The sequence below is a fragment of the Microbacterium mitrae genome (genome assembly GCF_008017445.1).
GTDB classification, from domain to species: Bacteria; Actinomycetota; Actinomycetes; order Actinomycetales; family Microbacteriaceae; genus Microbacterium; species Microbacterium mitrae.
On sequence record NZ_VRSW01000001.1, the window covers coordinates 713,349 to 735,953 of the forward strand.

Annotated in this window: 20 protein-coding genes; 9 read left to right on the forward strand and 11 right to left on the reverse strand. The window is 64.5% G+C overall.

The window, feature by feature from the left end; all coding sequences use genetic code 11:
- Window positions 1-64: 64 nt before the first annotated feature.
- Window positions 65-568 (forward strand): MarR family winged helix-turn-helix transcriptional regulator, encoded by a 504-nt coding sequence (locus FVP60_RS03450; RefSeq protein WP_147824847.1) that lies wholly within the window; start codon window positions 65-67, stop codon window positions 566-568.
- A 46-nt stretch (window positions 569-614) separates the two neighbouring features.
- Window positions 615-1,595, forward strand: a complete 981-nt coding sequence (locus FVP60_RS03455; RefSeq protein ID WP_147824848.1) for a pseudouridine synthase — start codon at window positions 615-617, stop codon at window positions 1,593-1,595.
- A gap of 10 nt (window positions 1,596-1,605) precedes the next feature.
- Here FVP60_RS03455 and FVP60_RS03460 read toward each other — a convergent pair whose 3' ends face one another.
- The 4 genes from FVP60_RS03460 to FVP60_RS03475 form a co-directional block, all read right to left on the reverse strand.
- Complete coding sequence (locus FVP60_RS03460; RefSeq protein WP_147824849.1) at window positions 1,606-2,268, reverse strand: methionine ABC transporter permease; 663 nt, start codon at window positions 2,266-2,268, stop codon at window positions 1,606-1,608.
- Window positions 2,268-3,311, reverse strand: coding sequence for a methionine ABC transporter ATP-binding protein (locus FVP60_RS03465; protein ID WP_147824850.1), 1,044 nt, complete (start codon window positions 3,309-3,311; stop codon window positions 2,268-2,270). The genes FVP60_RS03460 and FVP60_RS03465 overlap by 1 nt, the downstream gene beginning before the upstream one ends.
- 85 nt (window positions 3,312-3,396) lie before the next feature.
- Entirely contained in the window at window positions 3,397-4,323 is a 927-nt protein-coding gene (locus FVP60_RS03470) for a MetQ/NlpA family ABC transporter substrate-binding protein (protein WP_147824851.1), read from the reverse strand.
- Between the two features lie 133 nt (window positions 4,324-4,456).
- Window positions 4,457-6,256, reverse strand: a complete 1,800-nt coding sequence (locus tag FVP60_RS03475) for an ABC-F family ATP-binding cassette domain-containing protein (protein WP_147824852.1) — start codon at window positions 6,254-6,256, stop codon at window positions 4,457-4,459.
- 111 nt (window positions 6,257-6,367) lie between these two features.
- Between FVP60_RS03475 and FVP60_RS03480 the strand changes: the two genes are divergently transcribed.
- The 5 genes from FVP60_RS03480 (at window position 6,368) to FVP60_RS03500 (ending at window position 11,530) form a co-directional block, all read left to right on the forward strand.
- Window positions 6,368-6,670: a hypothetical protein gene (locus tag FVP60_RS03480; protein WP_147824853.1), complete on the forward strand. Its 303-nt coding sequence runs from the start codon at window positions 6,368-6,370 to the stop codon at window positions 6,668-6,670.
- On the forward strand, window positions 6,667-7,773 hold the full coding sequence (locus FVP60_RS03485) for a M20 family metallopeptidase (RefSeq protein WP_147824854.1): 1,107 nt from the start codon (window positions 6,667-6,669) through the stop codon (window positions 7,771-7,773). Before FVP60_RS03480 ends, FVP60_RS03485 begins: the two co-directional genes overlap by 4 nt.
- Window positions 7,766-8,620 carry a GNAT family N-acetyltransferase gene (locus FVP60_RS03490; RefSeq protein WP_147824855.1) on the forward strand — a complete coding sequence of 285 codons (855 nt, stop codon included), beginning with the start codon at window positions 7,766-7,768 and terminating at the stop codon, window positions 8,618-8,620. Before FVP60_RS03485 ends, FVP60_RS03490 begins: the two co-directional genes overlap by 8 nt.
- Window positions 8,617-9,723: an o-succinylbenzoate synthase gene (gene menC, locus FVP60_RS03495; protein WP_147824856.1), complete on the forward strand. Its 1,107-nt coding sequence runs from the start codon at window positions 8,617-8,619 to the stop codon at window positions 9,721-9,723. The genes FVP60_RS03490 and menC overlap by 4 nt, the downstream gene beginning before the upstream one ends.
- A 160-nt stretch (window positions 9,724-9,883) precedes the next feature.
- Window positions 9,884-11,530, forward strand: a complete 1,647-nt coding sequence (locus FVP60_RS03500) for a PucR family transcriptional regulator (protein ID WP_187240544.1) — start codon at window positions 9,884-9,886, stop codon at window positions 11,528-11,530.
- On the opposite strand, the gene FVP60_RS03505 is transcribed toward FVP60_RS03500, so the two are convergent.
- The 3 genes from FVP60_RS03505 to rsmA form a co-directional block, all read right to left on the reverse strand.
- Complete coding sequence (locus tag FVP60_RS03505; protein WP_147824857.1) at window positions 11,527-12,465, reverse strand: 4-(cytidine 5'-diphospho)-2-C-methyl-D-erythritol kinase; 939 nt, start codon at window positions 12,463-12,465, stop codon at window positions 11,527-11,529. The two genes, FVP60_RS03500 and FVP60_RS03505, sit on opposite strands and share 4 nt — an antisense overlap.
- Window positions 12,462-13,523: an aldo/keto reductase gene (locus tag FVP60_RS03510; protein WP_147824858.1), complete on the reverse strand. Its 1,062-nt coding sequence runs from the start codon at window positions 13,521-13,523 to the stop codon at window positions 12,462-12,464. The genes FVP60_RS03505 and FVP60_RS03510 overlap by 4 nt, the downstream gene beginning before the upstream one ends.
- 106 nt (window positions 13,524-13,629) lie before the next feature.
- A complete protein-coding gene (rsmA, locus tag FVP60_RS03515) occupies window positions 13,630-14,475 on the reverse strand; it encodes a 16S rRNA (adenine(1518)-N(6)/adenine(1519)-N(6))-dimethyltransferase RsmA (RefSeq protein WP_147824859.1) in 846 nt (281 codons plus the stop codon).
- 75 nt (window positions 14,476-14,550) lie between these two features.
- Between rsmA and FVP60_RS03520 the strand changes: the two genes are divergently transcribed.
- On the forward strand, window positions 14,551-15,837 hold the full coding sequence (locus FVP60_RS03520) for an MFS transporter (protein WP_147824860.1): 1,287 nt from the start codon (window positions 14,551-14,553) through the stop codon (window positions 15,835-15,837).
- Window positions 15,838-15,840: 3 nt separating this feature from the next.
- Here FVP60_RS03520 and FVP60_RS03525 read toward each other — a convergent pair whose 3' ends face one another.
- The 3 genes from FVP60_RS03525 to rsmI are packed head-to-tail and all read right to left on the reverse strand — an operon-like array spanning window position 15,841 to window position 19,203.
- Window positions 15,841-16,761: a TatD family hydrolase gene (locus FVP60_RS03525; protein WP_425463440.1), complete on the reverse strand. Its 921-nt coding sequence runs from the start codon at window positions 16,759-16,761 to the stop codon at window positions 15,841-15,843.
- Window positions 16,758-18,335, reverse strand: coding sequence for a methionine--tRNA ligase (gene metG, locus FVP60_RS03530; protein ID WP_147824861.1), 1,578 nt, complete (start codon window positions 18,333-18,335; stop codon window positions 16,758-16,760). Before metG ends, FVP60_RS03525 begins: the two co-directional genes overlap by 4 nt.
- Before the next feature lie 40 nt (window positions 18,336-18,375).
- Window positions 18,376-19,203 carry a 16S rRNA (cytidine(1402)-2'-O)-methyltransferase gene (rsmI, locus tag FVP60_RS03535; protein WP_147824862.1) on the reverse strand — a complete coding sequence of 276 codons (828 nt, stop codon included), beginning with the start codon at window positions 19,201-19,203 and terminating at the stop codon, window positions 18,376-18,378.
- Between the two features lie 22 nt (window positions 19,204-19,225).
- On the opposite strand from rsmI, the gene FVP60_RS03540 reads away from it, so the two are divergent.
- Window positions 19,226-20,806: a dolichyl-phosphate-mannose--protein mannosyltransferase gene (locus FVP60_RS03540; protein WP_147824863.1), complete on the forward strand. Its 1,581-nt coding sequence runs from the start codon at window positions 19,226-19,228 to the stop codon at window positions 20,804-20,806.
- On the opposite strand, the gene FVP60_RS03545 is transcribed toward FVP60_RS03540, so the two are convergent.
- Entirely contained in the window at window positions 20,803-22,602 is a 1,800-nt protein-coding gene (locus FVP60_RS03545; protein WP_147824864.1) for a thioredoxin domain-containing protein, read from the reverse strand. The two genes, FVP60_RS03540 and FVP60_RS03545, sit on opposite strands and share 4 nt — an antisense overlap.
- Window positions 22,603-22,605: the final 3 nt, after the last annotated feature.

Here is a 22,605-nt window from a genome sequence, read left to right on the forward strand (position 1 = left end):
CGGCAAACGCCGCAGGTACCAGTCTGCCACGTTCTGAGCGGTGCCCTTGTCGCATAATGGGGTGGTGACGGAAGAAACCGATGAGGTTGATCGAATTGTGGGTGCGTGGAGCGCTCAGCGACCCGACCTCGATTTCTCTCCGCTCGAAGTTCTCTCCCGCGTAGATCGGCTCTCCCGCCACCTCGACCGCGCCCGCCGCGAAGCGTTTCGGCGAAGCGATCTGGAGAGCTGGGAATGGGATGTGCTTTCGGCACTGCGGCGCGCCGGGGAGCCTTTTCACCTGAGCCCGAAGCAGTTGCTGCAGCAAACGCTGGTGTCGTCTGGAACCATGACGAATCGCATTGACAGGTTGGTGGGGCGCCGCCTGGTGCGCCGCGAGGCTGACCCCGGCGATGGCCGCGGAGTGATTGTGGTGCTCACCGAAGACGGTCGCGTGCGCGTTGATGCCGCCATCACTCGGCTGGTCGATGCCGAGGCGATTCTGCTGGCATCGCTGTCAACCGGCGAGCGCGACCGACTTGCTGGATTGCTTCGCAAGCTGGTGCTGGAGTTTGACCACCTCGCGTGAGCCTCCCACGAGAGACTCCCAGGCGTGTGCCTGAGAGAATAGCCATATGGCCATGCCCTCTCCCCTCCCGGTTCGCGATGGGGTCGGCGCTACCCGCTTGCATCTGCCGCTGACGGGCGAATGGGACTCGATTGCGGAGTATGTGGTCGATCGCTTCGGTCATATGGATCCCGAAGCCCTGCGCCAGCGCTTCGATCGCGGTGAGATGGTGACCAGCGATGGTTCCGCCGTATCGCGCGATGCCAAGATTGGCTCGCACGAGTGGATTTGGTACTACCGCGAGCCGCCGGTGGAGCGGGAGATTCCGTTTGACGTGGAGATTGTGCACGTCGACGACGATCTCGTCGTCATCGACAAGCCACACTTCTTGCCCACAACGCCCGGCGGCAAATTTTTGCAAAATTCGGCGCTGGTGCGCATGCGCAACCAGCTCGGCAACCCCGACCTCTCCCCCATTCACCGCCTCGATCGCGCGACGGCAGGACTGCTGATGTTCTCCGCCCGCCCGCAGACGCGCGGCGCCTACCAATTGCTGTTCGAAAACCGCATCGTGCAGAAAACGTATGAGGCGGTCTCGCTCGCACCCGCGGCTTTTGATGGCACGCACCTGGCTGGCCGCGAATTTCCGATCACCTACCGCAATCACATCGAGAAGGTGCGCGCGTCGGTAACGGTGCTGGTCGACTCCAAACCCGATGCCAACTCCGAGACGCTCATTGAGCTGTTGGGCGTGGGTGAGAGTCGCGGTACCGATCGTGGCCGGCAGGTCATTCATACCCTGCTCAAGCCACACACCGGCCGCATGCACCAATTGCGGGTACACCTTGCCGGGCTCGGCGCCGGCATTCTCAATGACGGCTTCTACCCGGTGCTGCACCCCGAGGTTCCAGACGATTTCACTCGCCCGCTGCAGCTGCTCGCTCGCGAGTTGGAGTTTGTCGACCCGCTGACGGGCGAGGCACGCCACTTTCAATCGCGACGCACGCTGCAGGAGGCGCCCCTGGTTCCGGAACCGGTGGCTCGGTAGCGAGCGAGCGCTAGCGGCGCATGACCCGCCGCGCCAACCGGTTGCCCAGCAGCTGCACGAGGTGTACGAAGGCCACGATCAGGAAGATGGCTGCCCACATCACGACGGGTTCAAACTGGCGGAAGCCGTAGATCTGCGCGAACGCGCCGAGCCCACCGCCACCAATCAAGCCGGCCATCGCCGTCATGTCGATCAGTGCCACCACGACGAACGTGTAGCCGAGAATCAGCGGCCCCAGAGCCTCGGGAATCGCGACGGTGAACAGAATGCGCCAGGGGCCGGCGCCCATGGAGCGCGCGGCCTCAATGACGCCCTTCGGCACCGACACCAGGTGCTGCTCAACGATGCGACCAATCGCGAATGATGCGGCAAGCCCAATCGCAAAGGCGCCTGCGTTGGTCCCGATACCGGTGCCGATGATGAGGCGTGCCAGGGGCTGCGAAATCGCGGCGATGAAGATCACAAACGGAATGGGGCGGAAGAAGTTAATAATCGTGTTGACGATGCCGCTCACCGCACGGTTGGGCATGATTCCGCCCGGGCGAGAGACATACAGCATCACACCCCACGCCATGCCAAGAATTCCGCCCATGACGAGCGCAACGCTCGTCATGTAGAGGGTTTCGAGCGCGGCCTGCCAGAACTCGGGTTGCAGTTCAATCAGACGATCCATCAGCGTGCTCCCTGCTCATCAAGATCGGTCACGGATGTGCGCTCACCAATGACGGCCAGCGTGCGGTCGATGGTGGCGTCATCGCCGCGAATAGCGAGGGTGAGGTTACCGAAAGCCCGCCCGCGAATATCGTTGATGCCGCCGTAGACGAGTTCAAAGTCGAGCCCGGCCGCGGCGAGGTCGAGAAACACCCGTGCTTGGGCCGCGTCTCCGTCGCGGAACGAGAACGTGACGAGCCTGCCGGTATGCCGCGCCGCGAGAGCGGCGGTCTCGGCGGGAGACGGAACACCCTTGATGACGGTTCCGACGAATCGCTGTGAGGCCGGATGCTTCGGCGCGGAGAACACCTCAAACACCGGGCCCTGCTCGATGACGCGGCCATGTTCCATCACCGCGACCTTCGTGGCGAGCGTCTGGATCACGTCCATTTCGTGCGTAATCACCACGATCGTCACGCCCTGCTCCTCATTCACGCGCTTGAGCAGTTCCAGCACCTCGTGGGTGGTCTGCGGGTCAAGAGCGCTGGTGGCCTCATCGGCCAACAGAATCGCGGGGCGGGTCGCCAACGCCCTGGCGATGCCGACGCGTTGCTTTTGGCCGCCGGAAAGTTGCTCCGGGTATGCCTTCGCCTTGTCAGAGAGGCCAACAAAGGCCAACAGCTCGGTGACGCGCTGCGCGATATCGGCCTTGCTCCACCCTGCCAGCTTGAGCGGATAGGCAATGTTGGCGTGAACGCTCTTGCCTGCAAACAGGTTGAACTGCTGAAAAATCATGCCGATGCCGCGGCGCACGCCGCGCAACTCGCGCTCTTTCAGGGCAGTGATATCCACGCCATCGACGGTGATGGTTCCGCTCGATGCGGGCTCCAAAGCGTTGATCAGCCGCACCAGGGTGGATTTTCCGGCGCCGGAATAGCCGATGATGCCGAAAACGTCGCCCTTCTCGATATCGAGAGTGACGTTGTCGACGGCCACAACACTGTCTCCACCCGGGGTGGGGGCGGGATAGTGTCGCGAAACATTCGTGAGGGTGACGATAGCCATGACGTTCTCCGGGTGTCGCAAACAGCGCAAAGGATCGGGAGGCGTGTGGCCGCCCGATCCTCTGTGATCAGGGTTTTAGCCCTGACTACTTCTGCGCAATTGTATCTTCTTCAACCTTGTGCAGCGAAGCCACCAGGTCTTCTGCCGGGGTGCTCAGCGGCACCGCGACGTTGCCGGAGGACTCCTGCAGACCTGCCTGTACGTCGGCGTTGGTCTGGAAGATTTCGACCAGCTTGAGGTAGGTCTTGTTCTCGGCGTCATCGGCGCGTGCGGCGAAGATGTTGACGTACGGGAGCGCGTTCGGGTCGGTGGGGTCGTCCTGGGCGAGGGCGTCATCGTACGTGAGACCGGCGTCGGTGACGAAGTCGTTGTTGATGATCGCGGCGGCGACGTCGGGCAGCGAGGTTGGGATCAGAGCCGCCTCCAGCGCCGTGACCTTGACCTTGGATTTGTCGGTGTCGACGTCTGCGAGGTCGGAGAAAATGGTTCCGCCGCTCTTCAGCTCGATCAGTCCGGCCGACTGCAGCACGAGGAGTGCGCGAGCCTGGTTGGAGGCGTCGTCGGGCACCGCAACGGTCTCGCCCTTGGGAATGTCGGCGACGTCGTCGTACTTCTTGGAGTACAGGCCCAGTGGGTAGATCGCGGTGGCACCGATGGGCGTGAGGTCCTGATCGGCGTTGACGTTGTACGTCCCGAGGTACACGATGTGCTGGAACTGGTTGAGGTCGAGTTCACCCTCGGTGAGAGCCGGGTTCGGCTGCTCGTAGGAGCCGAAGTTCACCAGCTCGACCTCGATGCCTTCAGCCGCCGCGGCCTCAACGAACGGCGCCCACTGGGCATCACCATCGTTGACGACGCCGATCTTGACGACGTCGGAGGCAGAGTCGGAGTCGGAACTTGAGTTGGCATCGCCGGCGGTGCTAGCGCAGCCGGCGAGGCCGATGACGAGCGGAACCGCGGCAATGGCTGCGAGGGCGGAAGCGAGACGGCGGTGGCCGAAAAAGCGAGACATGAAGCAGAACCTCTCTTGGGGGGACTCCGCCAAGGTACGACGGTTTTTCGCCTCGTTCCAATCAGTCGTCACACAGCGTCACGCCCACGTCACACGGCGTCATGACGGCGCCGTCCCGGGCGCCGTGGCCCCGCTATCCGAGCTTTTCTGCCAGCTCCAGCCAGGCCATCTCCAGGTCGTCTGCCTCGGCTTCAATCCCAGAAATTTCGGTCATCTTGACGCCCAGCGCGACATAGTCACCCTGATCCATCTCGGCCAGCGACGCACGGGCCTTTTGCGCCTGCGCCCGGAGCTTCTGAAAACGGCGCTCCAGCGACGTCATCTCTTTTTCGGCCTCGCGGGCTTCCTTCCCGGACAGCGCTGGAACGGCTGATACCGGGGAAGCGGCGGGCGCCGACTTCGCGGCAGGAGCCCGATCTTCCGCGGCGCGCAACGCGAGGTACTCGTCAACACCGTTCGGCAGGTGGCGCAGGCGCTGGCCGAGAATCGCGTACTGCTGGTCGGTGACACGCTCCAAGAAGTAGCGGTCGTGCGAGACAACGATGAGGGTGCCGGGCCACGAGTCCAGTAGGTCCTCCAATGCGGCGAGCATGTCGGTGTCAAGGTCGTTGGTCGGCTCGTCGAGAATCAGCACGTTGGGCTGGTCCAGCAAGATGAGCAGGAGTTGCAGGCGACGCTTTTGCCCGCCGGAGAGGTCTTTCACCGGCGTGGAAAGCTGCGCGCTGGAAAAGCCCATGCGCTCCAGAAGCTGGCCGGGTGAGAGCTCGGTCGCCTTCGAGCCATTGCCGAAGGTGTAGGAAGTACGCAGACCGCTGATGACGACACGAACCGGTGAGTTCAGATGTTCATCCAACTCGTCCATGCGCTGCGTAAGGGTGCGAACCTGCACCGTTTTACCGCGCTTGACGGAACCAGCCGTCGGCTTCGTGGTTCCGGAAATCAGACCCAGCAGGGTTGATTTTCCCGCACCGTTAACACCCAGAATGCCGGTGCGCTCCCCCGGCGCCAATCGCCACTCGATATCGCGCAGTACCGTCTTGTCGCCAAAGCTCACGCCCGCGTCGATGAGATCGACCACGTCTTTGCCGAGGCGAGAAACGGCGAGCGATGCCAGCTCGGTCTTGTTACGAATCTCGGGAACATCGGCGATCAGTTCGTTTGCCGCGTCAATGCGAAACTTCGGCTTTGAGGTGCGGGCGGGCGCGCCGCGACGCAGCCACGCGAGCTCTTTGCGGGCGAGGTTCTGGCGCTTCGCTTCAACGGTCGCCGCCTGCCGGTCGCGTTCGACGCGCTGCAGAATGTAGGCCGCGTAGCCGCCCTCGAAGGGCTCCACAATGCGGTCGTGGACCTCCCACGTGTAGTTGGCAACCTCGTCAAGAAACCAGCGGTCGTGAGTCACAATCAGCAGCCCACCCTGGTTCGCCGGCCAGCGGCGCTTCAGGTGCTCGGCAAGCCACGCGATGGCCTCAACGTCGAGGTGGTTTGTGGGTTCGTCCAAGAACATCACATCGTGATCGCCGCTGAGCAGGTGAGCAAGCGCTACGCGGCGCCGCTGACCACCGGAGAGGTCGCCGATGCGAGCGTCCCACGGGATATCGCGCAACAGACCCGAAATCACGTCGCGAATGCGGGCATCTCCCGCCCACTCGTACTCCACCCGGTCACCGACCACCGCATTGCTGACGGTGTCATCATCGTCAAGCATGTCTTGCTGTGTCAGCACGCCGATGCGCACCCCGCCGCGCACGGTGACGCGACCACCATCGGGCTCCAAGACGCCGGCGAGCATGGCAAGCAGACTCGACTTGCCGTCGCCGTTGCGACCGACGATGCCGATGCGGTCGCCCTCGTTGATGCCGAGGGTAACCGAGTCGAAAACGACTTTGGTAGGGAATTCTAGGTGGAGGGCCTCAGCCCCAAGCAAATGCGCCATGGTTTATCCAGGCTATCGGGCTGCGGCTGATTGTCGTCTGCACCAAAACAGCCGACGGAGTTTGGCCGATCAGCCAAGCCCCCGCCGCAGCGGCGGTGCGATAGTTGGCGGGTGCACCTCATCCTTTCTGGTGGCCGGGTTATTGACCCCGCCACAGGCCACGACGCGGTGGCAGACGTTCGCATTCTCGAACGCGACGGCACCCTCGTGATGCGATCGACGATGACCGGCCCGCTGGCCGAAATGCTGCCTGACCCGGTGCAAGAACATGTGCTCACGCCCGTCAAGGAGGGCGAGTTTGCGCTACGCCAGGAGGGGCAGCAGAACTGGAACTCCCTCGTGTTTTACACCCTCCCCACCGGTGAGCCGTATATGCATTTCGGTGTTCGCGCCGCACCAAAGGTGGCATCATGACGGCGCTCGTCGGCGATCTTCAGGCGCTCATCGAGTGCGAGTCTCCCTCGGATGACCTGGCTGCCGTGCGCCGCAGCGCCGACCTCGTCGCCGCCATGGGCGAGCGGTTGTTTAGCGTAGCGCCCGAGCGCATCGAGATCGATGGGCGCTCCCACGTGCGGTGGCAGTTTGGGGCGCCCCGCGTGCTCGTGCTGGCGCACCACGACACGGTGTGGCCGATCGGAACCATCGATCGGCTGCCGTTTTCGAATGACGGATCCACGTTGCGCGGCCCCGGGGCGTTCGACATGAAGGCGGGCCTCGCGATGGCGTTTCATGCCATCGCCGACCTTGCCGACCGCGACGGCGTCTGTCTGCTCGTCACCGGCGACGAAGAGCTGGGTTCGCCCAGTTCGCGTCAGCTCATTGAAGACACCGCGCGCGGCTGCGATGCGGTGTTCGTGCTCGAAGCCTCGGCCGACGGCGGCGCGCTCAAGATTGGCCGCAAGGGTGTCTCGCTGTATCGCGTGATCGTGACCGGCAAGGCCGCACACGCCGGGCTCGAACCCCACAACGGCGTGAACGCCAGTATCGAAGCAGCACACGTGCTGTTGCAGGTCGCGGCGCTGGGCGACGAGGTCGCGGGCACCACCGTGGTTCCGACCGTCATCTCCGGCGGCACCACGACCAACACCGTGCCGGCGCGGGCGGAATTTGCCGTCGATGTTCGCGTGAAGACGCTGGCTGAGCAGGCGCGAGTCGACGAGCAGATTCGCGCCATCGCGCCGACGCTGCCGGGTGCGAGCATCGTGATTGAGGGTGGCGCGAATCGGCCACCCATGGAACCATCGGCGGCCGCCGCGCTCTTCTCGCGCGCCGAACGCCTGGCGCGCGAGCTCGACCTGACGCCGTTTGATGGGGTCAGCGTTGGCGGCGCCTCAGACGGCAACTTCACGGCAGGCATCGGCGTGCCGACCCTTGATGGCCTCGGCGCCGTGGGCGGCGGCGCTCATGCCGACCACGAGCATGTCATCGTCGCCATGCTCGCCGAGCGGACCACGCTGCTGCGAGCGCTCATCGTCGACGTCTTGGCCTCGGGCACACCGGACGGTCACCATGGCTGAGACCACATCGGTCATCGCCGACGCCTACCTGGCCGCAGACACCGCGGCGCGGGATGCTGACGTCACCATGCGCATCCTTGACCGCGTACAAGACTTCTCTCAGGTCGTTGAGCTGTTGCAGCACATCTGGAAGGGCGATGTTTCTCGCCCACCCGTCAACGTCGAGACCCTCCGCGCGGTATCCAAGGCCGGCAGCTATGTCGGCGGCGCGTTCCGCGGCGACGAAATGGTGGGAGCGTGCTTCGGGTTCTTCGGACCTCCCGAGCGCCGCTCGCTGCACAGCCACATCGCGGGCGTTCGTGCCGGGTCTCGCGGTCGCAATGTGGGATTCGCCATCAAGACTCACCAGCGCGCGTGGGCCCTTGAGCACCACATCGACGAAATCTCGTGGACTTTTGACCCCCTGATCAGCCGCAACGCATACTTCAACCTCGTCAAGCTGGGCGCGACGGCCAGCGAGTATCTCGAGAACTTCTACGGGCAGATGAGCGACGACCTCAATGGTTCCGATGACACCGACCGACTGCTCGTGACGTGGAAGCTGTGGGATCCGCAGGTCGCGGCGGCCAGCCGCGGCGACTACGTCAGTGGCACCGCGGCCGGGATTCCGGCGCTCCTTCGCCCAGACGACTCGTTCGCCCCGCAGCGCGAACACAGTGACGCGCAGCTGGTGGCCATCGGCCTGCCGCGAGACATCGAAACCATCCGCCGCGAGAACCCGACCGTGGCAACCGCGTGGCGGCTGGCGCTGCGCGAAACGCTGGGTGCGGCGCTTGCCGGCGGCGGCACCGTCATCGGATTTGACCGTGACGGCAACTACATCGTGAACAGAGGAAAGACGCAATGAAGCTCACCGGATTCGAACTGCGAACCATCGCCCTGCCGCTGGTTTCGCCGTTTCGCACGTCCTTTGGCACGCAGACGGTGCGTGAAGCCGTGCTGGTGCGTGCGGTGACGGAGGACGGCGAAGGTTGGGGTGAGTGCGTCGCCATGAGCGACCCGCTGTATTCGTCTGAGTACGTCGAGGCGGCAACCGATGTCACGAAGCGCTTCTTGATTCCGGCGATCGATGCGATCCCTCAGCTGGATGCGAAGAAGATTGCACCGGCCTTGCATAAATTCAAGGGACACCGCATGGCCAAGGCGGCACTTGAACTTGCCGTGCTGGATGCCGAGCTGCGAGCCAGCGGCACTCCCCTGGCCCGCGAACTGGGGGCGGTCGTTGACCGGGTGGACTGCGGTGTCTCGGTCGGCATCATGAACAGCATCCCCGAACTGCTGGATGCCGTCGGCGGCTACCTCGATGAGGGGTATGTGCGCATCAAACTGAAGATCGAACCCGGTTGGGATATTGCTCCGGTGCGCGCGGTGCGCGAGCGCTTTGGCGATGACGTGCTGTTGCAGGTCGACGCCAACACGGCCTACCACCGCGGCGACGCGCAACACCTCGCGGGTCTTGATCCGTTCAACCTGCTCCTCATTGAGCAACCGCTCGACGAAGAAGACATCATCGGCAACGTCGAGCTCGCGAAGGTCGTAAAGACGCCGATCTGCCTGGACGAATCCATTGTCTCGGCACGCTCGGCCGCCGATGCCATTCGCCTGGGCGCCTGTTCCATCGTGAACATCAAGCCGGGGCGCGTCGGCGGCTACCTGGAGGCGCGCAAGATTCACGATGTGTGCGCGGCAAACGATATTCCGGTGTGGTGCGGCGGCATGCTCGAAACCGGAATCGGCCGAGCCGCCAACGTGGCCCTCGCCGCCCTCCCCGGATTCACGTTGCCGGGCGACACGTCCGGCTCGAACCGCTACTACCGCCAAGACATCACCGACCCCTTCGTCCTCGAGAACGGAACCCTGCCTGTGCCGACGGGTCCGGGAATCGGGGTCACCCCTCACGCCGACATGCTGGCTGAGGTCACCACCCGCTCAGAGTGGATCACGCTCTAGCGAGTATCGCAACGCGCGGGGTGGCTGTCGCTGAGGCAGTACCCCGCGCGTTCGACGGTCACCCGGCACCCCTCTTGTTGGTTCCGACAGAAACTCGATAGCGTTTCGTCATGATCAACCATCGCCAGCATCATCGGCCGGCATACCCTCAAGTGTGCTCATGTCAGTGACGATGCGGCCGCGAGCAAGTCTCGGGCGAATTCTGGAAGACCTCGGAACCACGCTGCTCGATGTCGTGTTCGGCACGGCTGATCATGAGGCGGTTGTCGACACCGTCGTTATCCACGACGCCCTCGATGACACCATGCCGATGCGGGGTGCTCTGGTGCTCGGCGTCGGCATCACCGGAGACGACGACGCGCTCGATCTGATTCACAGCATGCGGGAGCAGAACGCGATCGCCCTGGTGCTTCGAGCACCCGTGCATCTCGGCGCGGCCGCGATGACGGCGCTTTCCGCGGCAGAGATTCCGGTGCTCGCTCTCACCCGCGGTGCTTCGTGGGCGCAACTGGCCGCGATGGTGCGTTCCATGATTGCCGAGGGCGACCTGAGCGATCGCGACACCCCCACCCTTGGCGGCCTGCCGGCAGGCGATCTGTTCGCCCTGGCAAACGCTATCTCCACACTGGTGGACGCCCCCGTCACGATTGAAGACCGCAATTCTCGAGTACTGGCGTTCTCTGGCCGTCAGGATGAGGCCGACGGGCCGCGAATTGAGACGATTCTCGGCCGCCAAGTGCCGGAACGCTATATGCGACAGCTCGAGGACCGAGGCGTTTTTCAGAGCCTGTATCGCAGCGAAGACCCCATCCTGGTTGAACCGGTGGGTGCCGGAGACAGCCCCTCATTCCCACGCGTCGCGCATGCCGTGCGTGCCGGAGATGAAATTCTCGGCTCGATTTGGGCCGCCGTTCAACAACCACTGTCGACCGACCGATTGCGAGCGTTCAAAGACGCCGCAAAGCTCGTGGCGCTTCACATGCTGCAGATCCGCGCTGGTGCCGACGTTGAACGCCGCCTTCGCGCCGACCTGCTGGCAACCGTCTTGGAGGGCGGCGCTGGGGCCGCCGATGCCGCCGCCCGCCTGCGGTTGCAGGATCACACGTGTGTGGTGATCGCGATTGCGCCATCTGAGCACACCACAGACGGAGCCGACACACCAGACGCCCGCGATGTCGCCGAGCGGCAGCGTCTCGCCGACGCTTTGGGTATGCACCTTGGTGCGGTGTACCAACGCTCGGCAGTGGCACCGATCGGCAACCTGGTTTACGCCATCGTCGGGGTCAAGACGGGCGCCGAAAACGCCGATGTATCTGCCGAACGGGTGATCAACGACTTCGTCGATCGGCTGGGGCTAACCGGGCCCATGCTGGTCGGCATCGGCACCGTTGCCACCGACCTCACGGTCATTCCCCGCTCACGTCGCGACGCCGATCGGGCCCTGCGGGTGCTCGCTCAGCAGCGGCCCGACGGCGCCGTGGCACGCTTCGACGCCGTGCAAATGGATGCACTCCTGGTGGAGCTGGGCGATGTTGCCCGTGCGCACGGCGATCGCGCGACCGGCCCCGTTGCGGCGCTGCTCGAGCACGACCGGGAGAAGGGCACGCAGCTGGTTGAGACGCTGTCTGCGTGGCTGGATGCCTTCGGCGATGTGACAACGGCTGCCGCGCAGGTCTACACCCACCCCAACACGTTTCGCTACCGCCTGCGCCGACTCTCCGAAATCAGCGGCCTCGATCTGACCGATCCTGATGCGCGCTTCAGGGCGATGGTGCAGCTGCGGCTATTGCGCGGCGAGCGAGCCTAAACGGCCGATACGATACGCGCGCCGGCAACTGGGCCGTGCGCACGAAAACTGTTGTATCCCGCGGCCGTCATTGACACGTGCACTTCGAGTGCCGATTCGGCATCGGCGCACAGCAACGCCACCGTTGGCCCCGAGCCCGAGACGATGCCGGCCAGCGCCCCCTCACGTACTCCGAGGTCGATGACGACGGCAAGCTCAGGGCGCAACGACAGGGCCGCCGCCTGCAAGTCATTGTGGAGCGCGTCGGCCAACCGTACCGGGTCTCCGGCTCGCAGCGCATGAAACAGATCGGCACCGAGGTGTGGCTGCGCCGGAACCACGGGCAGGTCCGCGCGGAGGCGCTGACGAATCGCGTCGAGCTCCCCGTAGACGCGTGGCGTTGAGAGCCCCTCATCGTTGGTCACGAGTACCCAATCGAATCGGCCCTGCGAGAGCATCGGACTGAGCTCATCGCCGCGCCCGGTTCCCATTGCGGTACCGCCGTGCAGGCTGAACGGCACATCGGCGCCGAGCTCCGCCGCGAGCGTATGCAACTCGGCCGAGGACAGATTGGTTGCCCACAGCGCGTCACACGCAACCAGGGTTGCCGCGGCGTCTGCCGATCCGCCGCCCATCCCGCCCGCGACCGGAACGCCCTTGTGAATGTTGAGGTGAACGCCGTCGGTGACTCCGGTTCGCTCGCGTAGCAGGAGTGCTGCCCGGTAGGCGAGGTTGGATTCGTCCAGCGGCACCCCCGCGACATCAACGGTTCCGCTCACCGACAGCGAGATGCCCTCGGCGCTCGTCGCGGTGATTTCTTCGATCAGCGATAGCGCTTGGAAGGCGGTAGCGAGTTCGTGGTAGCCGTCTTCCTGCAGCTCGCCGACGGCGAGTTGCAGATTGACCTTGCCGGGGGCGCGAACGCGAACGGCTACGGGATTCGCCTCATCGGTCACAGGTCTGACGACACCGCCCACTTGTTGACGTCGATCGAGTCGCTGAGCGTGTCGATCTCTTCAATCTCTTCAATGTCAAAGGCCGGCCCCTGCAGCGCCGCGATGTTTTCATCCAGCTGGGAGGGGCGCGATGCGCCAATCAGCGCGGATGCCACCACGGGCTTGCGCAGAACCCACTGCAACGCCATCTGCGCGAGCGTCTGGCCACGCTGTTGCGCGATGACGTTGAGCGCACGCAGGGCGTTGCGCCCCTCCTGCGAAATGTCATCAGGCAGGGAACCACGCTTGACGTTGCGGTCGGCTGGTCCGTCGCCGAGGTACTTGTCGGTGAGGTAGCCCTGCGCGAGCGGGGTGAAGGCGATCGCGCCCATGCGCTCGGCTTCGAGAACGTCGGTGAGGCCGTCTTCTACCCAACGGTTCAGAATCGAGTACGACGGCTGGTGAATCACCAGCGGCGTTCCCAGCGACCGCGCGACGGCCTTCGCCTCAATGGTGCGCTCGGCCGAGTAGGACGAGATTCCGACGTACAGCGCCTTGCCCTGGCGCACCAGGGTGTCGAGCGCGCCAATGGTCTCTTCGATCGGCGTGTCGGGGTCGACGCGGTGCGAGTAGAAGATGTCGACGTAGTCCAGTCCCATGCGCTTCAGGGATGCCTCAGCGCTGGAGAGAATGTACTTGCGCGAGCCGAAGTCGCCGTACGGGCCCTGCCACATGTCCCATCCCGCCTTCGACGAGATGATCAGTTCGTCGCGGTATGGCGCAAAGTCTTCGCGCATCATGCGCCCAAAGTTCGTCTCGGCAGAACCGTACGGCGGGCCGTAGTTGTTGGCGAGGTCAAAGTGCAAAATTCCGTTGTCAAACGCGTGGCGCAGCAGCGCCCGCTGGTTATCAAACGGCACATTGTCGCCAAAGTTCCACCACAGGCCGAGCGAGATGGGCGGCAGGTAGAGGCCGCTGTCGCCGACACGTCGATAGTCGGTGTTATTGAAACGCCCCTCGGCGGCGACGTACGGGCGGTGCGTGTCAGGCGTTGACAGGTTGAGGCGAGGATGCGTCATGCTCCCACCGTAGCGCGCAGGCGCCGCCAAAGTGAACGTCCCCGCGCGAGAACGCGCGAGGTTTTCTTCGCGCCGCGCGCGGGAGCAGGCGCCGCGATACTGCTGGCTACGCGATGGTGCGGGCGATGCGCAGGTAGTCGTGCACGGTGAGCTGTTCGCCGCGCAGCGTCGGATCGACGCCGGCCCGCTCCAGCACGGCGCTCGATGCGGCGGCGGAACCACCCAGCAGTGACGAGAGCGCCTGGCGGAGCATCTTGCGGCGCTGTTGGAATGCCGCGTCGACAATCGCGAACGTTGCTTTTCGTTCCGCCTCGGTGCCCGGCGTGTCACCGGACCGCTGGAAGGAAACGAGAACCGAGTCAACATTCGGAACCGGCCAGAACACCTGCCGTGACACGTTGCCTGCGAGCTTCCAGTCGCCGTACCAGGCGGCCTTGACGCTGGGGGAACCGTAGGTCTTTGACCCGGGAGGGGCGGCCAGGCGCTCCCCGACCTCGGCCTGCACCATCACCACGCCACGGTTCAGAGTCGGAAATGTCTCCATAAAGTGCAACAGCACGGGAACCGACACGTTGTATGGCAGGTTTGCCACGAGCACCGTGGGGTCGCCAGGAAGCTCGGTGACCTTGAGCGCATCGTTCTGAATGACCCGCAACGCGCCGTCGGGCACGTGGTGCTCGGCTGCGGTCTGGGCAAGCCGCGCGGCGAGGCGAGGGTCGATCTCCACCGCCGTCACCGTGGCGCCGGTCTCCAAGATCGCCAGGGTTAGCGAGCCGAGACCCGGGCCAACCTCCACGACGCTTTCGTCAGCGCTGACGCGGGCAACCTGCACAATGCGGCGCACCGTGTTGGCGTCGACGACGAAGTTCTGCCCCCACTTTTTCGTCGGCGTCACATCAAGCTCAGCGGCGAGGCGGCGGATTTCGGAGGCACCGAGAAGAGTGACGGTCATGCTCCCATTCTCGCGCATGAACGGCCCCACCGATTTCGTGCCGCGAGTGTGGGCCCACTCTCATAAGATCGAGCGGTGGTATCTCTCGGTGAACTGATCGCGCCCGCCCGCCTCGGCCGGGACTTTCGCTGGCTGCTGGCCTCGTCGTGGACCAGCAACATCGGCGATGGTATTGCGCTGGCCGCGGCACCGCTGCTCATCGCCTCGATGACCTCCTCACCGATCCTCGTCGCCTCCGGTGCCATCCTGCAGTTCCTGCCCTGGCTGTTGTTTGGCCTGCATGCCGGCGCGATCGCTGACCGCCTCAACCGACGCCTGCTGGTTATGGTCGGCAACGCGCTTCGCGGCCTCGTGATCCTGGGGTTGGTGGTATTTCTCATCACCGGAACGGCGAATATCGCGATCGTGCTGGCTGCGGCGTTCATCTACGGAACTGCAGAGGTGTTTGTCGACACCGCGGCACAAACGCTGTTGCCGATGATGGTTAAGGGCGAAGACCTCGGCGTTGGTAACGCCCGCCTTCAGGCCGGCTACCTGGTTGCCAATCAGTTTGCCGGCCCACCGCTGGGCGCCTTCCTGTTTGCGCTCGGCTCGTTCTGGCCGTTCTTGCTTCAGGTGCTCTGTGTGCTGCTCGCGCTCAGCCTGATCTCTCGAATCTCGGCTACAAAGCCGACTCGCGATCCCGCCGCTCACCAGCCCGTGCACACCGATATCGCCGAGGGGTTGCGCTGGCTGGCGAAAAACCCGCCGGTGCGCACGCTCGTCATCATCATTTTGGTGTTCAACGTCACGTGGGCGGCGCCCTGGGGCGTGCTGGTGCTGTACGCCACCGACCACCTCAAGATGGGCGCCGTTGGCTATGGCCTACTCACCACGGCGTCGGCCATCGGTGGCCTTCTCGCGACCATGAGCTTCGGATGGTTGGAGAAGCGTTTCTCGTTCGCCTTCCTGATGCGCGTGTGTCTCACGTGTGAGGTGGTGATGCATCTTGCGTTTGCGTTGACCACCAACGGCGTCGTCGCCCTGATCATCATGTTCTTCTTCGGCGGCTACGCCTTCATCTGGGGAACCATCTCCACCACCGTGCGCCAGCGCCTGGTTCCGCGTGAATTGCAGGGCCGCATCGCCTCCGTCAACATGGTCGGCGTCTTCGGCGGGCTCGTTGTCGGGCAGGCGCTCGGCGGCGTTATTGCTCAGGTGTGGGGGCCGACCGCGCCGTGGTGGTTCGCCTTCGCCGGCGCCGCCATCACGCTCGTGCTGGTGTGGCGGCCGATCTCCTCGATCATCGCCGCCCGCCCGGTAAGCGAGGGCCCCACCGATGAAGACCCCGATATCGCTCCGGGCTCCCCCATCTCGGTGTAGCGGCTACTCGAAGTCCCCGTACACCCGTAGCGTGTTCTCGGCGATCTGTGCAGCCAACTCGTTCTCGTCCATGTCGAGCTCCGTCGCCATGAAACGCACCGTGATCGGAACCAGGTACGAGGCGTTAGGGCGGCCCCGGTAGGGAACGGGGGTAAGAAACGGCGCGTCGGTTTCAACCAGAATGCGCTCCAGAGGCGTCACCTTCAGCGAGTCACGGAGGTTCTGTGCGTTCTTGAACGTGATGTTGCCTGCGAACGAGAGGTAGTAGCCGGCGTCGGCGCACTCGCGCGCCATGGCCTCATCTCCCGAATAGCAGTGAAAGACAGTGCGCTCAGGCGCACCAACACGGCTCAGCGTGTCAAGCACCGCGCGGTGCGCATCACGGTCGTGGATCTGCATCGCGATCCCATGCTTTTTTGCCATCGCGATGTGTGCCTCGAAAGAGCGGAACTGCGCGGGCTGACCCGCCTCATCGGTGCGAAAGAAATCAAGCCCCGTCTCACCGATCGCGCGCACCCGCGGCCGTGCGGCGAGCTCGTCAATCACCGACAGCGCTTCGTCCAGCTTGCCAGCCTGCTCGTACAGCGGCGCATCGTTGGGATGAATGGCAACGGCGGCCAACACCCGCGGGTGTCGCTCGGCAGCCTCGGCACACCAGCGCGACGATTCAATGTCGCCACCGGCGTTGACGACCCCGATGACGCCAGCCGCTGCGGCCCGCTCCAAATGCTCATCGAGCGAGAGCGGCTCGTCGCCGTCGAGAATCTCCAGGTGCGCGTGGTTGTCGTACAGCGCAACCTCGAGGGGCTGCGGAACCTCCGGGTAGCGCAGATCACGACCGTCGCCGCGACGCTGGGTGACGTACGCGGAGATGCCGTCGCCGGCACCACCGTTACCGCCGCCGGCAGCCTCGGCTGAACTCACGCAGTGGCCTCCACCCGCGGAAACAGCGGCTCGAGCGGCTGCACCGTGGTTCCGGGTACCAGCACACCCCACGCGCCTGCCTCACGCAGCGGCTGCTCCGGCAGCGCACCAAGCGAATCTGCCGCGCCGAGCGCGTTCCACAGCTTTGCGGTCGACTGCGGCATCACCGGCGAAAGCAACACTGCGAGGGCACGAAGCCCTTCGGCCGCCGTGTAGAGCACCGTTCCCAGGCGCGCCCGGTTGGCCTCATCTTTGGCGAGCGCCCACGGCTCGTTCTCGGTGATGTAGCCGTTGAGGGCTTCGACGATGGTCCAGATCGAGGCAATCGCCTCGTCAATACGGAAGCGCTCGATCGCGGCATCCGCGTTGGCTGCAGCATCGGCAACAATCGTCTGAATCGCGAGGTCGCCTTCGGTGTAATCCGACGCCGCCGGAATCACGCCGTCAAAGTACTTCTGAATCATGGCGATGGTGCGCGATGCCAGGTTGCCGAAGCCATTGGCCAGCTCTGCCTGATAGCGCGCCGCCAGGTCTTCCCACGAGAACGAACCGTCGTGGCCGAACGCGATGGCCGAGAGAAAGTAGAAACGGTAGGCGTCGGAACCAAAGACGTCGGTGATCTCGGTGGGCGCGATGCCGGTGAGCTTCGACTTCGACATCTTCTCGCCGCCGACAAGCAGCCAACCGTGAGCGAAAACGCCACGCGGAACCTCGAGACCGGCAGCCATCAGCATGGCCGGCCAAATAACCGCGTGAAAACGCAGAATGTCTTTGCCGACGACGTGGTACGCGGGCCAGCGGCGCGCGAACTGCTCGTCATCTTCGCCGTATCCGACGGCCGTCGCGTAGTTGAGCAGGGCGTCGACCCACACGTAGATCACGTGCTGCTCATCCCACGGCACCTTGATGCCCCAGTCAAACGCCGAGCGTGAAATGGACAGGTCTTTCAGCCCCGACCGCACAAACGAAATAACCTCGTTGCGGGCTGACTCCGGTCGAATGAAATCGGGCTCGGTCTTGTAAAGCTCAAGCAGCCTGTCTTGAAACTCGCTCAGCTTGAAGAAGTAGTTCTTCTCCTGCAGCAGCTCCAGCGGCTTGGAGTGAATCGCACACACCTTGAGCCCCTCGAACGGCCCGGTGCCGTCGACGATCTCACTCTCCGGCTTGAACTCCTCACAACCAACGCAGTACAACGCTTCGTACTCGCCCGCGTAAATGTAGCCGCGGTCGTAGATCGCCTGCACAAACTTCTGCACACGATCTTCGTGACGCTGCTGCGTGGTGCGAATGAAGTCGTCGTTGGCAACGTCGAGCGTCGTCAGCTGGGGAAACCACGCCTCGGCAACGAGACGGTCAACCCACTCCTGCGGGGTGACGTTGTTGGCCGCCGCCGCACGCAACATCTTCTGGCCGTGCTCGTCGGTGCCGGTGAGCATCCAGGTGTCATCACCCGACTGACGGTGCCAGCGCGCGAGAGTGTCGACGGCGACCGTGGTGTATCCGTGACCGATGTGCGGAACATCGGAGGGGTAGTAGATCGGCGTGGTGATGTAAAAAGACGAGGAATCGCTCACCCCTTGATTCTAGGCAACGACGGGGCCTCGGTTTGGCCGGTTACGAAATTTCAGACCGAGCGGCCAGCACAGCCTGGTAAAGCTCGCGGGAGGACGCACCGGTTTGCTCGGCGACCTGAGCACAGGCCTGCTTGAGGCGTTCGCCCGCGGCAACGAGTTGCTGCACCGCCGCGAGCGCGTCGGCGAACGGAACCACCACAGTGTCGGCGCCGGCGATCACGAGGCAGATTTCGCCGCGCACGCCGTCGGCTGCCCACTGCGCCAACTCGGCCAGGGTTCCGCGGCGCACCTCTTCGTGCAGCTTGGTGAGCTCTCGCGCTACCACGGCCCGCCGGGTTTCGCCCAGCGCCTTTGCGGCATCGACCAGACTGTCGGCGAGGCGATTGGGTGAGTCGAAGTACACCATGGTGCGCTGCTCACGTGCGACGGCGGCAAATGTCGCCAACCGCTCGGAAGACTTGCGCGGCAAGAATCCTTCAAAGCTAAACCTGTCGGTGGGCAGGCCCGAGACGGCGAGTGCGGTGATCACGGCGCTGGGGCCCGGGATCGCCGTGACCGTGACATCGGCGGCAGCGGCGGCAACGACGAGCGCGTAGCCCGGATCTGACACCGTCGGCATGCCCGCTTCGGAGATGACGAGCACGTCGCTCTCGCGCGCTCGCTCGACCACCTCGGCCGCCTTGTGCTTTTCGTTGTGATCGTGAAGCGCGATCAGCTGGGGGCGGTTGGTAATACCGAGAGCCGCCATGAGCTTTTGCGCGGTGCGGGTGTCTTCTGCCGCAATCACCTCGGCGTTTTCCAGCGCTTCGACCAGGCGACGCGAGGCGTCAGCAAGGTTTCCGATGGGGGTCGCCGCGAGGATAATCACGCTCTCAGCATAGGCTGGTGCGGTGACGACCCCGGATTCTGATATCGAGGCCGCGTCGACGGCGCCGCGCACCGAAGGCGACGTCGTGCCGACGGCCGCTGAGGTATCTGCAGCGCTGCCGGAAATCGAGCTGCCATCGACCGCGCCCCATGAAACGCAGCGCGATGCTTCTCAATTCTCCGACAACCGCCTCCCCCGCACGCTGCGCAACTATCTGGTTCCGCTCGGCCTCGTCGCTGTGGCCGCCGCGACGCGCTTCATTGGCCTTGATCAGCCGCACGAGTTGGTATTTGACGAGACCTACTACGTGAAAGACGCGTTCACGTTGTCGCAACTGGGATACGAGGGCAAGTGGGGCGATGACCCCAACCCCGGCTTTGTGGCAGGCGACCCCGACTACACGGCAGACCCCGCATACGTCGTGCACCCGCCGCTGGGAAAGTGGATCATCGCCAGCGGCATGGCGGTATTCGGGGCCGACAACGGGTGGGGCTGGCGCAGCGCCGTCGCCCTCGCCGGAGTCATCACGGTGCTGCTCACGTATTTTCTGGCAAAGCGGCTCACCCGCTCGGTGCTGTGGGCGGGCCTTGCCGGATTCTTCGTGGCGATCGATGGCGTTGCCATTGTGATGAGCCGCGTCGCCCTCCTCGACGGCATCTTGGCGATGTTCCTGGTGCTTGGCGTGTATTTCATCGCCCTTGATCGCCCGTATTTGAGACATCTGGAGCATCCGGCGCGAACGGCGATCGGCAGCATCCTCTGGAACCGCCCGTGGATCATCGCCGCCGGTGTCGCGTTTGGCGCGGCGAGCGCGGTGAAGTGGTCGGGTGCGTATGCCCTCGCCGGCTTTGGCATTTATCTCGTGGTCACCGACGTCCTGGTGCGATACCAGACCGGTGCCAGGCGCTGGTGGTTGGGCTCGCTCTACCAGGGCGCCATCTCGTTCCTCTACCTGGTTCCGGTCGCGATTGTGACGTACTTGGCGTCGTGGACCGGCCGGATTGTCACGTCAGGCGGGTTTAACCGCGACCGCGAAGGCGGGTTCTTTGCCGCGCTGTTGGACTACCACCGACAGGTGTTGGAGTTTCACGGCGGGCTGAGCTCAGACCACGTCTATATGAGTCCGGCGTGGCAGTGGCCACTGTTGATCCGCCCGACGGCGATGTATTGGAACAATGTGCCAGAGGGCACGGTGCACGCCATCACCCCCATCCCCAATCCCCTGCTGTGGTGGGCGGGCATCATCGCAGTTTTCTACCTGCTGTACCGCTATGCCTACAAGCCGACGTGGACAGTCCCCATCATCTTGACCGCGATTGCCGTCACCTACTTGCCGTGGCTTGCCCTGCCCAACCGCACCATTTTCCAGTTCTACACCGTCGTCATGGTTCCGTTTTTGGCGATCGCCCTGGTGCTCGCGATGCGGCACTTGGCAGGAACGACGCGAGATCCCTCCCCGCCAACGCGGCGCTGGCGCATCGCGATCGTGGTGTTTATTGCGGCCGCGACGGCGCTGTCGATCTTCTTCCTTCCGCTGTGGACCGGCATGGAGATTCCGTACTGGTTCTGGAAGATGCACATGTGGCTGCCGACGTGGGTTTAGCCCAGCTGTGACACGTCGGTGATAGGCAGCGCGCACGTGAAGTTCTCGCATCGGTAAAGCGCCGGCGCCGTCTTGCCCGCAAAGAGGGCGAAACCGGCATCGGTGAACGCCTGCGCCTGCTGGGGTGTGACGATCGCTGTGGCATCGGCGGGCAGGGCGCGTGCCGCTTGGGCGAGCGGAACCTCGGGGTTGGGGGCAACGACGAGGAGTTGCGCCGCGGGGCGCACCAGCGCTGCCGCGACGCTGAGCGTTGATCCGGAGGCAAGGGGCGAGGCAGCGGCGCGAGCCCACCGCTGGCGCACGACGGTTTCGGCAAGCTCGCGATACTCGCTGCCCGCGCCCAGGTTTGCAAGCGTCAATGCGGCGTGAGCCAGCGCCGCATGTGCGGAGGGCTCATCGCCGTCGCCGCTGTCGGGTGTCGGCGGCACCCCCAGCTCGCGCAACACGGGGTCGCCCGGAACGTCACGCGGCGCGGTTCCATCCCTCAGCTCATCAACAAGATCGCGCGCGGCCGTCGCGTAGGCAACCGATCCGGTGGCGAGCGCGAGGGCAAGCAGCCCGCCGGCCAATTGCGCAAGGTCCGCGGTGGTTGCCCCCGCGCGTGAGGTGATGTCGTCGAGGGAGGCTCGCACCCAGCCGCGTTCGGTGCGGTTCTGCTGCATCACGGCGACGGCAGCGTCTTGAGCCAGATCGAGCCATTCGGTATTGCCAGTGCGTTGCGCGAGACGCGCCAGCGCCGCCATGGCGAGTCCGTTCCACCCGGTGATGACCTTTTCATCAACGCGGGGCGCAGACTGCTCAGCGCGGCCATCGATGGGGAGCCGGTAGTAGCCGCCCTCGCTGGCCACGCCGTCGATTATCGACTCGGCGTCTTGGGCCGCACCGAAGCCGCCGGAGGGCTGCAGCAACACGTCACGAAGAAACGCGGCAATGTGCTCGGCGGTCGCCACATCATCGGCTGCAAGCGCCACATCCATGAGTTGCGCGTTATCGACCAGCATGCGCTCATAGTGCGGCACGCTCCAGTCGCGCTCCGTGGCGTAGCGGAAGAAGCCACCGTCGACCGCGTCAAACAGCTCGGATGCGCGCATCGAGCGCAGGGTGAAGGTGCCGACATCTCGCGAGCCCGGGGCGAGATCATCGACACCGGGAGCGAGCAGAAACCCCAGCACGGTGGCAATCGGAAACTTCGGCCCGGTGGTTCCGAAGCCGCCATACTCGGCGTCTTCGTGAGCGATGATGGCGCGGGCGGCGGCGGCAACGTCGGCCGCTGTCACCTCATCGCCCGCCGTGGGCTGCGCCAGCCTGGTGAGCGCGGCGCGCACCGCATCGCCAGTTTCTTCGAGACTTTCGCGCCGGTCGCGCCACGCGTTGGCGATGGCGAGCAGCACGTCAGCGAAGGCGGGCATTCCGGCGCGCGGCTGGGGCGGCCAGTAGGTTCCTGCGAAAAAAGCGGAACCATTGGGCAGGGTAAAGACGTTGAGCGGCCAGCCGAGGTTGCTGGTGAAGGCCGAGGCCTGAGCCATAAACGCCGCATCAACGTCGGGGTGTTCTTCACGATCGACCTTGATCGCGACAAAATTCGCGTTGAGAATTTCGGCGGTGGCGGTATCGGCGAATGATTCGCGCGCCATGACGTGACACCAGTGGCACGTCGAATAGCCGATAGATATCAGCACCGGAACGTCCCGGTCGCGAGCGGCGGCAAATGCATCCTCGCCCCACGGATACCAGTTGACAGGCTGGTCTGCGTGGGAACGAAGGTAGGGGCTTGCCGCGCCCGCCAACCGGGACATGTC